12 protein-coding genes are annotated in these 12,751 nt (G+C 72.9%); 8 read left to right on the forward strand and 4 right to left on the reverse strand.

Annotation, left to right across the window (positions count from 1 at the left end; genetic code table 11):
* Positions 1 to 32: 32 nt before the first annotated feature.
* Positions 33 to 1,382: an ABC transporter substrate-binding protein gene (locus J2X64_RS03800; protein WP_310149839.1), complete on the reverse strand. Its 1,350-nt coding sequence runs from the start codon at positions 1,380 to 1,382 to the stop codon at positions 33 to 35.
* Between the two features lie 278 nt (positions 1,383 to 1,660).
* Here J2X64_RS03800 and J2X64_RS03805 point away from each other — a divergent pair, with 278 nt between their 5' ends.
* Genes J2X64_RS03805 through galK form a run of 4 tightly spaced genes read left to right on the forward strand, consistent with a single transcriptional unit; the run spans position 1,661 to position 6,742 of the window.
* Positions 1,661 to 3,646, forward strand: a complete 1,986-nt coding sequence (locus tag J2X64_RS03805) for a beta-galactosidase (protein WP_310149842.1) — start codon at positions 1,661 to 1,663, stop codon at positions 3,644 to 3,646.
* Positions 3,647 to 3,648: 2 nt separating this feature from the next.
* The gene (locus J2X64_RS03810) at positions 3,649 to 4,455 is read left to right on the forward strand and encodes a DeoR/GlpR family DNA-binding transcription regulator (RefSeq protein ID WP_310149847.1); all 807 of its coding nucleotides are present in this window, start codon (positions 3,649 to 3,651) and stop codon (positions 4,453 to 4,455) included.
* Entirely contained in the window at positions 4,452 to 5,582 is a 1,131-nt protein-coding gene (gene galT / locus J2X64_RS03815) for a galactose-1-phosphate uridylyltransferase (protein ID WP_310149851.1), read from the forward strand. The genes J2X64_RS03810 and galT overlap by 4 nt, the downstream gene beginning before the upstream one ends.
* The gene (gene galK, locus J2X64_RS03820) at positions 5,579 to 6,742 is read left to right on the forward strand and encodes a galactokinase (RefSeq protein WP_310149854.1); all 1,164 of its coding nucleotides are present in this window, start codon (positions 5,579 to 5,581) and stop codon (positions 6,740 to 6,742) included. The genes galT and galK overlap by 4 nt, the downstream gene beginning before the upstream one ends.
* Positions 6,743 to 6,873: 131 nt before the next feature.
* Here the strand turns inward: galK and J2X64_RS03825 are convergent, their stop codons facing one another.
* The gene (locus J2X64_RS03825; RefSeq protein ID WP_310149858.1) at positions 6,874 to 7,677 is read right to left on the reverse strand and encodes an exodeoxyribonuclease III; all 804 of its coding nucleotides are present in this window, start codon (positions 7,675 to 7,677) and stop codon (positions 6,874 to 6,876) included.
* Positions 7,678 to 7,726: 49 nt separating this feature from the next.
* Here J2X64_RS03825 and J2X64_RS03830 point away from each other — a divergent pair, with 49 nt between their 5' ends.
* Positions 7,727 to 9,271, forward strand: coding sequence for a S10 family serine carboxypeptidase-like protein (locus J2X64_RS03830; RefSeq protein WP_310149860.1), 1,545 nt, complete (start codon positions 7,727 to 7,729; stop codon positions 9,269 to 9,271).
* A gap of 41 nt (positions 9,272 to 9,312) precedes the next feature.
* Here J2X64_RS03830 and J2X64_RS03835 read toward each other — a convergent pair whose 3' ends face one another.
* On the reverse strand, positions 9,313 to 10,797 hold the full coding sequence (locus J2X64_RS03835) for a polysaccharide biosynthesis tyrosine autokinase (RefSeq protein ID WP_310149863.1): 1,485 nt from the start codon (positions 10,795 to 10,797) through the stop codon (positions 9,313 to 9,315).
* Positions 10,798 to 10,841: 44 nt separating this feature from the next.
* Between J2X64_RS03835 and J2X64_RS03840 the strand changes: the two genes are divergently transcribed.
* Genes J2X64_RS03840 through J2X64_RS03850 form a run of 3 tightly spaced genes read left to right on the forward strand, consistent with a single transcriptional unit; the run spans position 10,842 to position 12,269 of the window.
* Positions 10,842 to 11,702 carry a hypothetical protein gene (locus tag J2X64_RS03840; protein WP_310149866.1) on the forward strand — a complete coding sequence of 287 codons (861 nt, stop codon included), beginning with the start codon at positions 10,842 to 10,844 and terminating at the stop codon, positions 11,700 to 11,702.
* Positions 11,699 to 11,959, forward strand: a complete 261-nt coding sequence (locus J2X64_RS03845; protein ID WP_310149868.1) for a hypothetical protein — start codon at positions 11,699 to 11,701, stop codon at positions 11,957 to 11,959. Before J2X64_RS03840 ends, J2X64_RS03845 begins: the two co-directional genes overlap by 4 nt.
* Positions 11,952 to 12,269, forward strand: coding sequence for a PqqD family protein (locus tag J2X64_RS03850; protein ID WP_310149871.1), 318 nt, complete (start codon positions 11,952 to 11,954; stop codon positions 12,267 to 12,269). Before J2X64_RS03845 ends, J2X64_RS03850 begins: the two co-directional genes overlap by 8 nt.
* Here the strand turns inward: J2X64_RS03850 and J2X64_RS03855 are convergent.
* On the reverse strand, positions 12,266 to 12,718 hold the full coding sequence (locus J2X64_RS03855) for a hypothetical protein (protein ID WP_310149874.1): 453 nt from the start codon (positions 12,716 to 12,718) through the stop codon (positions 12,266 to 12,268). The two genes, J2X64_RS03850 and J2X64_RS03855, sit on opposite strands and share 4 nt — an antisense overlap.
* Between the last annotated feature and the right edge of the window lie 33 nt (positions 12,719 to 12,751).

The following is a 12,751-nucleotide window of genomic DNA, read 5'->3' on the forward strand; positions in this document are numbered from 1 at the left end:
CGGGCGGGAGCTTCCGCCCGGGCCCCGGTGGCTCAGGAGCCGAAGATGCTCTTCTTCTGGTTCTCGATGCTGTTGCAGAGCCCGTCGATGTCCTTCGGGTTCTTGATGAAGCTCTGGATCGCGGGGATCATCACGGTCGACGCGAAGTCGGGCCGGGTGTCGCGGTCCATGAACTGCGCGATCGACTTGGCCTGCTTGACGAACTCGACCGACTTCTTCTGCAGCGCGGTGTAGCTGCCCTGGTCGGCACCGTCGTTCGTGGCGATGACCGACGGGTCGGCCTTGACCGCGAGGTTCTGCGCGTCCGCGGAGCCGAGGTAGCCCAGCAGCTTCTTGGCCGCCGCCTCGTTCTTCGGTCGCTTGGCCATCATGTAGCCGTCGATCGGCGCCTCGATGGCGTCCGCACCGATGGCGGAGTCGACCTCGGGGAAGTTGAAGAAGTCGAGGTCGTCCTGCTCGGCGCCCTTGGCGAACTGCTGGGCCACGAAGGCGCCGAGCACGTAGGTGCCCGCCTTCTTCTGCTGCAGGCTCTGCGCGGCCTCCTGCCAGGTGCGGCCGAGGGAGTCGGGCTGGTGCAGGTCGAGCAGGCCTGCCCAGGTGTCGAAGACCTTCTTCACCTTGTCGCCGTTCCAGGCCTCCTTGCCGGCCATGAGGCTGACGTGGAAGTCGTAGCCGTTGACCCGCAGGTTGAGCTGGTCGAAGGTGCCCATGGCGGGCCAGCCGTCCTTGTCGCCGAACGCGATCGGGACGAGGCCGTCCTTCTTCATCTGCGCGCCGAGGGCCTTGAACTCGTCGAGGGTCTTCGGGATCTGGTAGCCCTTGTCCGCGAAGACGCTCTTGCGGTAGAAGACGGCCCACGGGTAGTAGGTGGACGGCACGAAGTACTGCTTGCCGTCGTCGCCGGTCGACGCCTTCTTCAGCGCGTCGGACATCCCCGAGAGGTCCTTCCACACGTCCGAGATGTCACCGGCGAGGCCCTTGCTGGCGAAGAACCGCATGCGGTAGCCAGAGAACCAGCTCCAGACGTCGTCCGGGGAGCCCTGGAGGTAGTTGTTGATGTTCTCCTGGAACGTGTTGTGGTCGATCGTGTTGATCTTGACCGTGATCCCGGAGTTGGCCTTCTGGAAGGCGTCCATCACGGACTGGACGGCAGCCTTCGGCACGGCGTCCGACTGGTTCGAGCCGAGGGTGACGGTGCCGGTGGCCTTGCCACCGCCACCGCCGGTGCTCCCCCCGCCGCCACACGCAGCGAGCAGGGAGGGGGCGGCCAGCAGCGTCCCGGCGCCCAGGGCACCGCGCAGCAGGGTCCGGCGGTCCACGCCACGGACGGAGGGCGGGACAAGGCTGGCGAGGTACTCGGCCTCGGTGGCGGGGCGGGTCATGACGGTCTCCTTTGACGCGACGACGATGCGCCGAGGGCTCCGGATCGATAGCCACACATTCGATCAGAAACCAACAGCTCCGGACTGAGAATGACCGGCGGTCATATTTCTGTCAAGGGCTTGAAACCGATTCGTCACCACTTCTTTCCCGCCGCCTTCGTGCGTGGCGCCAACGATTTTCAGCAGCGATGCAGCCGGCGGCACCAACTTCCGCGGCCGGTCTGGAGACGTGTTGGTTTCTGTTGACATTTGCCAGACGAGTCCCGACACTGGCCGTCATGCGCTCATGGCCGAGTGACCGGATCGCCTTCGGTGGCGACTACAACCCCGAGCAGTGGCCGCGTGAGGTCTGGGACGAGGACATGGCCCTGATGCGTGAGGCCGGCGTGAGCTTCGTGTCCCTCGGGATCTTCTCGTGGTCCTGGCTGGAGCCTGCCAAGGGCGAGTACGAGTTCGGCTGGCTCGACGACGTCATGGACCTGCTGCACGCCAACGGCATCGCGGTCGACCTTGCCACCGCCACCGCCACTCCCCCGCCGTGGCTCTCCACGGCCCACCCCGACATCCTCCCCGTGGACGTCGACGGCCACACCCTGTGGCCGGGCAGCCGGCAGGCATGGTGCCCGAGCTCGACGGTGTACCGCGAGTACGCCCTGGCCCTGACCCGACAGCTGGCGCAGCGGTACCACGACCACCCGGCCCTGGCGCTGTGGCACGTCTCGAACGAGTACGCCTGCCACAACATCCCCTGCTACTGCGACACCTGCGCCGCGGCGTTCCGGGTCTGGCTGCGCCGCCGGCACGAGAGCCTCGACGCCCTCAACGACTCGTGGGGCACCGCGTTCTGGAGCCAGCGGTACACCGAGTGGGACCAGGTCCTCCCCCCGCGCCGGACGACCACGTTCCACAACCCGACGCACGTGCTGGACTACCGCCGGTTCCAGTCCGACCAGCTGCTCGACTTCTTCCGCGCGGAGAAGGCCGTCCTGACCGAGGTCTCCCCCGGCGTCCCGGTCACGACGAACTTCATGACCCTCGCCCACTTCGAGCACCTCGACTACTCCCAGTGGGCGCCCGAGCAGGACGTCGTCAGCACCGACCACTACGTCGTCGACGCCCTCGAGCACCCGCAGGCCGAGCTGTCCTTCTGCGGCGACCTGACCCGCGGCCTCGCCGGCGGCCGGCCGTGGCTGCTCATGGAGCACTCGACCAGCGCGGTCAACTGGCAGCCGGTCAACCCCGCCAAGGCGCCCGGCGAGATGACCCGCAACAGCGTGGTCCACGTGGCGCGAGGTGCCGACACCCTCGGCTTCTTCCAGTTCCGCCAGTCGCGGGCGGGCGCCGAGAAGTTCCACTCCGCGCTCGTGCCGCACGCGGGCCGTGACAGCGCCCGTTTCCGCGAGGTGGCCGAGCTCGGCGCCCTCGCGTCGCGCCTGGGCGAGGTCGTCGGCAGCACGGTCGAGGCGCAGGTCGCGATCCTGTGGGACTACCAGTCGAACTGGGCGGCGACCGGTCCCGCGATGCCATCGAGTGCCCTGCACCCGACCGCCGTCCCGCACGCGGTCCACCGCCTGCTGCGCGACCGGGGCGTGACGGCCGACGTCGTGCACCCCGGTGCCGACCTCTCGGCATACCGGGTCGTCGTGGTGCCCACGCTCTACTCCGTCACCGACGAGCACGCCCGCCGTGTTACGGAGGCGGCAGCCTCGGGTAGCCACGTCATCGTGACCTTCTTCTCCGGGATCAGCGACGAGCACGACCACGCGCGGCTCGGCGGCTACCCCGGCGCGTTCCGCGACCTGCTCCAGGTCCGCGCCGAGGAGTTCTTCCCGCTGCGGGTCGGCGAGACCGTCGCCGTGGGCTCCGGCACCGGCAGCCTGTGGAGCGAGGACCTCACCACCGCCGGCGCCGAGACCGTCGAGGCGTATGCGTCGGGCCCGCTCGCCGGCAAGCCCGCCATCACGCGGGCAACCGTGGGCGAGGGCAGCGCGTGGTACCTGGGCACCCTGCCGGACGACGAGCTGCTCGGCAGCCTGCTCGACCGGGTGCTGGCCGACGCGGGCGTGGAGCCCGCCGCGGCCGTGCCCCCCGGTGTCGAGGCCGTCCGGCGCAGCGGCGCAAACGGCTCGTGGCTCTTCCTCGTCAACCACACCGACAGCGAGCAGACCGTCCCGGCGTCCGGCACGGACCTGGTGCGCGAGGCGGCCGTCGGGCCGCAGGTGACGCTGCCGGCCGGCGGCGTCGCCGTGGTCCGAGAGTCCTAGCCGTGCTCGCCAGCCAGCGCCGCAGCCGGATCGCCGACCTCGTCGAGCAGACCGGCGCCGTCCGGGTGTCCGACCTCGTCGCCGAGCTCGGTGTCTCGGACATGACGATCCGGCGCGACATCGACCAGCTGGCGGACCAGGGCCTGCTCGAGCGCGTCCACGGCGGTGCGGTCGCGGTGAGCACGCCGACGAGCGAGGAGCCGGGCTTCCGCGCGAAGTCGACACTCATGACGGCCCAGAAGCGGGCCATCGGCGAGGCAGCCGCCAGGCTGGTCGAGCCGGGGTCGTCGATCGGCATCTCCGCGGGGACCACGACCTACGAGCTCGCCCGCGCGGTGCGCGCCGTCCCGGACATCACGGTCGTCACCAACTCCGTGCCAGTGGCCCAGCTGCTGCACGAGTCGGGTACGCCCGGGCAGACCGTCGTCCTCACCGGCGGGATCCGCACCCCGTCCGACGCCCTGGTCGGCCCGGTCGCCGTCGCGGCGCTGCGCTCGCTGCACGTGGACCTGCTGTTCCTCGGCGCGCACGGCGTCGACGCCGGCGCAGGCCTCACCACCCCCAACCTGGTCGAGGCCGAGACCAACCGCGCCCTCGTCGCCTGCGCGCGCCGGACCTGCGTGCTCGTCGACCACTCGAAGTTCGGTGTCATCGGCCTCAGCACGTTCCTGGACCTCGACCAGGTCGACGTCCTCGTCACCGACGACGAGCTGTCGCAGCGGGCCCGGGCGACCATCGCCGACGTCGTGGACACCCTCGTCGTGGCGCGCGACCACGGCCGCACCGACCGACGGGAGGGCACCGCATGACCACCCACGGTGAGCGCGTCCGCGTGCGTCGCACGAGCCGCACCCTGGCGGACGGCCGCGAGATCATCTACTTCGACGACAGCCCGGACGCGCCCCCGCGCGAGGCGGTCGACGGCCGCCCGCTCGGTCCCCGGGCGCGCGCGGGCCAGGTTCGCTACGACGCCCTGGTCGGCGACTGGGTCGCGATCGCGGGCCACCGCTCGAACCGGACCTTCCTGCCGCCGAAGGACGAGTGCCCGCTCTGCCCGACGGGCACCGGCACGGTCCCGTCGGAGGTCCCGGAGAGCTCGTACGACGTCGTCGTCTTCGAGAACCGGTTCCCCTCCTACGCCCCGGTGTCCGACTTCGCCCCCGAGGACCGCTCCGACCTGGAACGCTCGGGCCCCGCACTGGGCCGCTGCGAGGTCGTCTGCTTCACCAGCGACCACGACTCGACCTTCGCCGAGCTGAGCCCGCAGCGCGCCCGCACGGTCATCGACGCGTGGGCCGACCGGACCGCCGCGCTCGGGGCCGTCCCCGAGGTGGAGCAGGTGTTCTGCTTCGAGAACCGCGGCCAGCAGATCGGCGTCACCCTGCACCACCCGCACGGCCAGATCTACGCCTACCCCTACGTGCCGCAGCGGTCGGCCGCGATCCTCGCCCGGGCGCGCGAACACCACGCCGCCACCGGGCGGCTCCTCGGCGCGGACCTGCTCGAGGCCGAGCGCCGCGACGGCCGGCGGGTCGTCCTCAGCGGGCAGCGCTGGACGGCATACGTGCCGTATGCCGCGCGCTGGCCGGTGGAGGTGCACCTCGCCCCGCACCGCGACGTGCCCGACCTGCCCGCGCTCGACGACGACGAGCGGGACGAGCTCGCGGTGCTCTACCTCGAGCTGCTCCAGCGGCTCGACCGCTACTACCTGAAGAAGGACGGACGCGACGTGCGACTGCCGTACATCGCCGGGTGGCACCAGGCCCCCGCGAAGGAGGGCCGGGACGTCTCGCGGCTGCACCTGCAGGTGATGTCGGTGCTGCGCTCGCCCAGCAAGCTGAAGTACCTCGCCGGGTCGGAGTCGGGTGTCGGCGGCTGGGTCAACGACGTGTCCCCCGAGGACATCGCCGCCCGGCTGCGCGAGGTGGGTGCATGAGCACGGAGTCGGCCTCCGCGGTCTTCCGCGACACCTTCGCCGCCGAGCCCGAGGGCGTCTGGTCGGCCCCGGGCCGCGTCAACCTCATCGGCGAGCACACCGACTACAACGGCGGCCTCTGCCTGCCGATCGGGCTGCCGCAGCGGACGTTCGCGGCGGTCCGCCGACGCGACGACGGGATGCTGCGCATGGTGTCCGCGCAGGGCGGGGACGTCGTCGAGGTGGCCCTCGACGACGTCGGCCCCGGGCGGCCCGAGGGATGGGCGGCGTACGTCGCCGGCGTCCCGTGGGCCCTCCGCCGGGCGGGGCACGAGGTGTCGGGCCTCGACGTCGCCGTCGACGGCCGGGTGCCCCTGGGTGCCGGCCTGTCGAGCTCGGCCGCGCTCGAGTGCGCCGTGGCCGCGGCCGCGTCCGACCTCTTCGGGCTCGGCCTGCTCGCGGACGCGGCGGGGCGCACTGCCCTGGCCGCCGCGTGCGTCGACGCCGAGAACACCGTCGCGCAGGCGCCCACCGGCGGCATGGACCAGTCCGCCGCGATGCTCGCCGAGCCCGGTCACGCCCTGCTGCTCGACTGCCGTGACCACCACACCGAGCAGGTGCCGTTCGACCTGGCCGAGGCCGGCCTGGCGCTGCTCGTGGTCGACACCCGGGCCGAGCACGCGCTGGTCGACGGCCAGTACGCCGAGCGGCGCGACAGCTGCGAGCAGGCGGCCCGCGAGCTCGGCGTGCCCACGCTGCGCGAGGTGGCGGTCGGGGACCTCGACGACGCGCTGGGCCGGCTCTCCTCGGACCTGCTGCGCCGTCGCACCCGGCACGTCGTCACCGAGATCGACCGGGTCGTCCACGCCCGGGAGGCCCTGCGGCACGACGACTTCGAGCGGCTGGGTGCCCTGTTCCTGGAGAGCCACGCCTCCATGCGCGACGACTTCGAGATCTCCGTCGACGAGCTCGACACGGTCGTGGAGACCGCGGTCGCGGCCGGGGCGCTCGGCGCGCGCATGACCGGCGGCGGCTTCGGCGGGTCCGCCATCGCGCTGGTGCGGGCCGACGCCGTCGACGCGACGACCGAGCGGGTGGAGGCGGCGTTCGCCGACAAGGGCTTCCGGGCCCCGCAGGCCTTCGCCGTGACGGCCTCGGGCGCTGCCGCGCGCGACCACTAGACGGCCTGCCCGGCCGGCCGTCCAGCCCGGCCGGGCAGTGCCACCTCCCCGCGCCTCGTGGGGCGGGAACGCCGAGGACGGGGCTACCGGGTGGGCCGGCCCGCGACTCCGGAGGCGCGGCTGTCCGCCGGTCAGCCGAGGTCGTAGTCGACGACGACCGCGGCGTGGTCGGACCAGCGCTGGTCGTAGGCGGCAGCGCGGCCGGCCCGTGCAGCCGTCGCCCTGGCGGCGAGGTCGCGGCTGGCGACCTGGTAGTCGATGCGCCACCCCGCGTCGTTGTCGAAGGCCTTCCCCCGCCAGGACCACCACGTGTACGGCCCCGGCCCGGGTCCGTGGAGCCGGCGGTGGACGTCGACCCAGTCACCGTCCGCGAACCAGCGGTCGAGGTAGGCGCGCTCGTCGGCGAGGAAGCCGGACTTGGTGCGGTTGCCCTTCCAGTTCTTGAGGTCGTCCTCGCGGTGGGCGACGTTGAGGTCGCCGGTCACGACAGCGAGCGCACCGGCGGCCGCCCACTCGGTGAGCCGCGCGGTGACCGCGTCGAGGAAGCGGTACTTCTCCTCCTGCCGCGGCGTGCCGGCTTCCCCCGTGTGCACGTACGTCGAGGCCAGCGTGACCGTGCCGGCCGGGGTGGCCACGTCGGCCTCGACCCAGCGGCCCGCCCCGTCGAAGTCGCGCGTGCCCACGGACGTCGCCACGCGCAGCAGCGGGTCGCGGCTCACGACCGCGACGCCGGCGCGGCCCTTCGCCTCGGCCTCGGTGTGGGCGACGTGCCAGTCGCCGATCCCGCCGGTCTCCAGGGCCTGCGCGAGCTGCTCGTCCGAGGCCCGCACCTCCTGCAGGCAGAGCACGTCCGGCTGCTGTTCGGCCAGCCACTCCATGCCACCGCGACGAGCGGCAGCGCGAACTCCGTTGACGTTGGCCGAGATCACACGCACCCGCCCATTCTCCGGGACCCGTGCGGCTTCCCCGCACTAGGGTGCAGCCATGGCCGACGACGCCCAACACGCGCCCACCTCCACGCCCGCCGAGACCGCCAGGGCGGAGGGCTCCTCGACGACGACCACCACCGACACCACCACGGTGACGACGACCCCGGCGCCGCCCAAGGACGACCTGGTCACCACCCGCCACACCCTCGCGGTGGGCCGGCGTCGCCTGCACTACACGGCCACCACGGGCCGGGTCGTGCTGCGCGAGGAGGTCTTCGAGGACGACGTCTTCAAGGGGCTGCGGGCCAAGGCGGAGCTGAGCATCACGGCATACGTCGTGGACGCGCCGGCCGGGACGAACCGGCCGGTGACCTTCGCGTTCAACGGCGGCCCCGGGTCGAGCTCGATGTGGCTGCACCTGGGGCTGCTCGGCCCGCGACGCGTCGACTCCGGCGATGCGGGCGCCCTGACGCCGCCGCCGTACGGCCTGCTGGACAACCCGCAGTCGCTGCTGGCCGTCTCGGACCTCGTCTTCATCGACCCGGTGTCGACCGGATTCTCCCGCGCCGTGCAGGGCGGGAAGGCCAAGGACTACCACGGCTTCACGGGCGACATCGAGAGCGTCGGCGAGCTGATCCGCATGTGGACCAGCCGCGAGGACCGTTGGCTGTCACCGAAGTTCGTCGCCGGCGAGTCCTACGGCACCGTGCGCGCGGCCGCGCTGGCCGAGCACCTGCAGAGCGCCCACGGGCTGTACCTCAACGGCATCATGCTGATCAGCTCGGTCCTGGACCTCGACACCGTGGACTTCGAGTACCGCAACGACCGCGCGTACGTCGACTACCTGCCGACGTATGCCGCGACGGCGCACCACCACGGCAAGCACGGACGCAAGGCCCTGCGCACCGTGCTCGCCGAGGCCGAGGAGTATGCCGCGCGCGACTACCCGTGGGCGCTCGCCCGCGGCTCCCGGCTCACCGCCGCCGAGCGCGCGGAGCACGTGCGGCGGATCTCGGAGCTGACCGGCCTGTCGCCGGAGTACGTCGACCGGGCCGACCTGCGCATCGAGCACGTCCACTTCCTCACCGAGCTGCTCCGCGACCGGGGCCTGGCCGTCGGCCGCCTCGACACGCGGTTCACCGGCCCCCTGCACCACGGCAACGCCGCCACCTGGGACGCCGACCCCTCGATGGACGCGATCCTCGGGCCGTACTCGGCAGCGCTCAACCACTACCTGCGGCAGGAGCTCGGCTACCGGCAGGACCTCGCCTACACCGCCAGCTCGTCACGGGCGTACAAGGAGTGGTCGTTCAAGGAGTTCGAGGGCAAGCCGGTCGACGTGAGCGGGAAGCTGTCGCGGGCGATGCGGGCAAACCCCCACCTGCAGGTGCACGTGTCCTACGGGTACCACGACGCCGCGACGCCGTACTGGGCCGCCGAGGACGCCGTGGCGCACCTGGACCTGACCCCGGAGCTGCGGGCCAACATCGAGCACGCCTACTACGAGGCGGGTCACATGATGTACGTGCACGAGCCGAGCCGGTTGGCGCAGAGCGCGGACCTGGCCGCGTTCGTGACCCGCGCGAGCACCCGCGGGTAGGCCCTCGCGGCAGCGCGTCCGGCCCGGACGCGCCTTCGCGGCTAGGCCGACTTCGCGACGAGCTGGTCGGTGGTCGCGGCCGCCCCTGGCGTGGGCAGGATGAGCTCGTCGGGCTCGAGGGCGGCGAGCGCCACCGGGGCCGTGGCGTGCCCGCGCCCGTAGTAGCCGCCGTAGTGGCCGCTGTCGGTGGCCCGCGGCGCGACCCGGTTGAGGACGACGCCGAGGGTGCGTCCCTGGACGGCGTCGAGGTTGCCGAGGGCGGCGCCCAGCTGGCTGTCGAGTGTCTGGCCGGCGGTGACGACGACCAGGGCGCCGTCGGCCGACGCGGTGAGGACCGCGGCATCGGTGACCGGGAGCAGCGGTGGGGCGTCGACGATCACGGTGTACCCGCGGTCGGCCAGGCCCCGGAGCAGGCGCCCCATCGCCTTGGACCCCAGCAGCTCGCTCGGGTTGGGCGGGGTGCCACCGGCGGCGAGGACGGTGAGGTTGGGCAGCGAGCCGACGCCCTGGGCAACGTCGGCGAACCGCACCCGCCCGATGAGGACGTCGGTGAGGCCGGCGCCCTCGACGAGGCCGAACGACTCGGCCACCACGGGCCGGCGCAGGTCGCCGTCGATCAGCACGACCCGGCGGTCGGAGAGCGACAGGGCGGCGGCCAGGTTGGCGGCGACGCTGGACTTGCCGTCGCCGGGCAGCGGGCTGGTCACCACGATGATCCGGGGCGGGTCGTCGATGTCCATGAACTGCAGGTTGGTGCGCAGCTTGAGGAACGCCTCCGCCGCGTGGGCGGGGTCGTCGCGGCGCTCGGTGCCCACCACGAGGGGCACGAGGTCGCCGTCCTTGCGGACCATCGCCGGGCTCCGCGGGATGGTGGCGGCGACGGTGACGCCGAACATGCGCTGCACGTCCTCCGCGCGGCGGACCTTGCGGTCGAGCTGGCTGCGGACCACGGCATACCCCAGGCCCAGCAGCAGCCCGGCGGCGAAGCCCATCCCGACGTTGCGGGTGAGGTTGGGCGAGATCGGGGCGGTGGGCAGCGACGCGGACTCGACGGGCTCGAGCCGCAGGGCCTGCAGCGACGTGCCGGCCGGGTCCTCGACCTTGCGCACCTGCTCGCTGAGCGCGCGGACCCACGCGTCGGCCAGGTGCTGTGCCCCGAGCGGGGACGCGGCACGTGCGCTGATCTTGATGAGGACCGTGTCGGTCGGCTGCGTGACGCTGACCTGGCCGATGAGCGCGGCCGGCGACGCCGTGAGGTGGAGGTCGTCGATGACCGCCTGGGCGGTCGCGCGGGAGGTCGCGAGGTCGACGTAGGACGCGGCGCGCGACTTGGCCAGGCTGTCCCCGACCGAGGCCTCACCGGTCGTCGTCGCGGACCCCGCGGAGACGAACCCGCTCGCGTCGGCCTGGTACACCTTCGGCGTGGCCAGGCTGAGCCCGGCCGCGGCGCCGATGCCCAGCAGGACGAGCAGGGCGACACCGCGCCAGTAGGCCCGGACCACGCGCAGGTAGTCGGTCAGCTCCATGCGATCGCCCCCCTCGTGGTGGAGCGTCCTCTACCCTGCGAGCTGTGACCGACGACAGGGGTGCGGCGCTGCGCACCGCCGTGTCGGCCATGGGCGTCGTGGTGGGCATCGAGGTGACCGGTGCCCGGGCCGGCGAGGTGCTCGCCCGGCTGCCCGAGCTCTGGGAGCACTGCCGCGCCGCCCACGACGCGGTGCCCGAGACGCACGTCCCGGTCCACTTCGACGGTCGTGGCGACACGACCGGCGCGGCGGACGGCGACCCGCCCGGCGCCCGCGGCCCGGTCCGCCACCGCGCCGAGCCCGTTGCCGCGGCCGAGCTCGAGGACCTGCTGCAGCTGCTGACCCAGCGCGTCACCGTCGCGGCCATCGACGCCCTCGCCGGCCGTCACCTCATGCTCCACGCCGCGTGCCTCGCCGACCCGGGGAGTGGCCGCGCGGCCGTCTTCGTCGCGCCGGGCGGCACGGGCAAGACGACCCTGGTGCGCACCCTCGGCCCCGGCCGCTGGTACGTCACCGACGAGACCGCGGTGATCCGTGCCGACGGGAGCATCGAGCCGTACCCCAAACCCCTGTCCGTGCGTCGCGCACCGGGCAGCCTCTTCAAGGACGAGACCGCCCCGAGCGCTGCCGGCCTGCAGGCACCCACCGGCCCGGTCCGCGCTGCTGCCCTGGCGGTGCTGCGCCGCGACGACGCGCACGTCGGCGGCCCGGCCGTGACGACGCTCGGCACGCTCGACGCGGTCGTGGAGCTCACGCACCACGCGTCGCACCTGCCGTCGCTCGACCGGCCCCTCCAGCGCGTCGCCGCGCTGGTCGAGTCCCTCGGTGGAGTGCATCTGGTGACCTATCGGGAGTCCGCGGATCTCGCGGAGCTGGTGGACGGCTGGCTGGCGGTGCCCCGGTGAGGGCTCGCCGGCTGCCGGTCGCGGACCGCGTGGACCGCGACGGGGAGTCTGTGGTGCTCGTGGGCCGCGAGGTGGTTCGCCTCTCGGCGCTGGCCACGACACTGCTCGACGCCTGCCCGGACTGGACCGAGGAGGAGCGGCTCGTGGCACTGCTGGTGGAGCGGTTCGGGACGCCGCCCGGGGGCGAGGACCCTGCGGAGCTGGTTGCCCGGGCCCTCGCGACGCTCACCGAGCACCGGCTGGTCGAGCGTGGCTGAGGGGCGGTGGCGGCGCTGCGCCGAGGTCGCGGTCGTGGACCGCGGTGCCCGGGTCGTGGTGCTCCCGCTCGCGGACCCTGCCACCGGCCGCCCGATGGTGCTGGAGGGCCCGGCGGCTGCCGTCTGGCACGCCCTGGACGAGCCGGGGACGAGCCAGGAGGTCGCGAGGCGGGTGGCCGACGCGGTGGGCGTCCCCGCCGCCGAGGTGGAGGCCGACGTCGCCGGCTTCCTCCTGCGGCTGGCAGCCGTCCGTGTCGTCGAGCCCCCGCCCGACGACACGGACGCCACCCCCGCCACCACGAGCCCCTAGTTCTTGATGTCGACCGTCGTCGTGAACGACTGGCCGTTCAGGAGGTAGGTCACCTTCACGCCGAGGAGGGCCGCGTTGTTGTCCGGCCGCAGCAGGGTGAAGGTCGCGCTGGTGCTCGTCGGGGTGACCGTGACGTCCGGGGTGGGCAGCGTCTGCCACGGACCGCCGGTGTCGATGTCGGTGATCTGCACCGTGTTGCTCCCCACCACGTTGGTGAACAGGAGCGTGAAGATCACCTGGCGGTTCCCACCGACCTTGATGCCCTTCTGGGCCGTGATCGTCCCGAAGGACGCCGACCGCTGGTCGACCGGCGGCTGTGACCCCTGGGCCGCCGGGGCGGCGACCGCCGCGAGGACGACGGGGACGGACCACGCCGCCCCCAGGTTGACGGTCCGTCTGCTGACCAGACCGTTGTCGGCGGCGCCCACCCTGCTGGGTCGCTCGTCCATGTTCCACCCCTTGTCCGGGGCCCCCGCAGGCCC

The sequence above is a fragment of the Phycicoccus sp. 3266 genome (genome assembly GCF_031456495.1).
Classification (GTDB): domain Bacteria; phylum Actinomycetota; class Actinomycetes; order Actinomycetales; family Dermatophilaceae; genus Pedococcus.

What these genes read in the sequence shown, in the direction of transcription:
- J2X64_RS03800 (WP_310149839.1), bottom strand. Translation starts at nt 1,382, where the DNA reads ATGACCCGCCCCGCCACCGAGGCCGAGTACCTCGCCAGCCTTGTCCCG.
- J2X64_RS03805 (WP_310149842.1), top strand. Translation starts at nt 1,661, where the DNA reads ATGCGCTCATGGCCGAGTGACCGGATCGCCTTCGGTGGCGACTACAAC.
- galT (WP_310149851.1), top strand. Translation starts at nt 4,452, where the DNA reads ATGACCACCCACGGTGAGCGCGTCCGCGTGCGTCGCACGAGCCGCACC.
- galK (WP_310149854.1), top strand. Translation starts at nt 5,579, where the DNA reads ATGAGCACGGAGTCGGCCTCCGCGGTCTTCCGCGACACCTTCGCCGCC.
- J2X64_RS03830 (WP_310149860.1), top strand. Translation starts at nt 7,727, where the DNA reads ATGGCCGACGACGCCCAACACGCGCCCACCTCCACGCCCGCCGAGACC.
- J2X64_RS03835 (WP_310149863.1), bottom strand. Translation starts at nt 10,797, where the DNA reads ATGGAGCTGACCGACTACCTGCGCGTGGTCCGGGCCTACTGGCGCGGT.
- J2X64_RS03855 (WP_310149874.1), bottom strand. Translation starts at nt 12,718, where the DNA reads ATGGACGAGCGACCCAGCAGGGTGGGCGCCGCCGACAACGGTCTGGTC.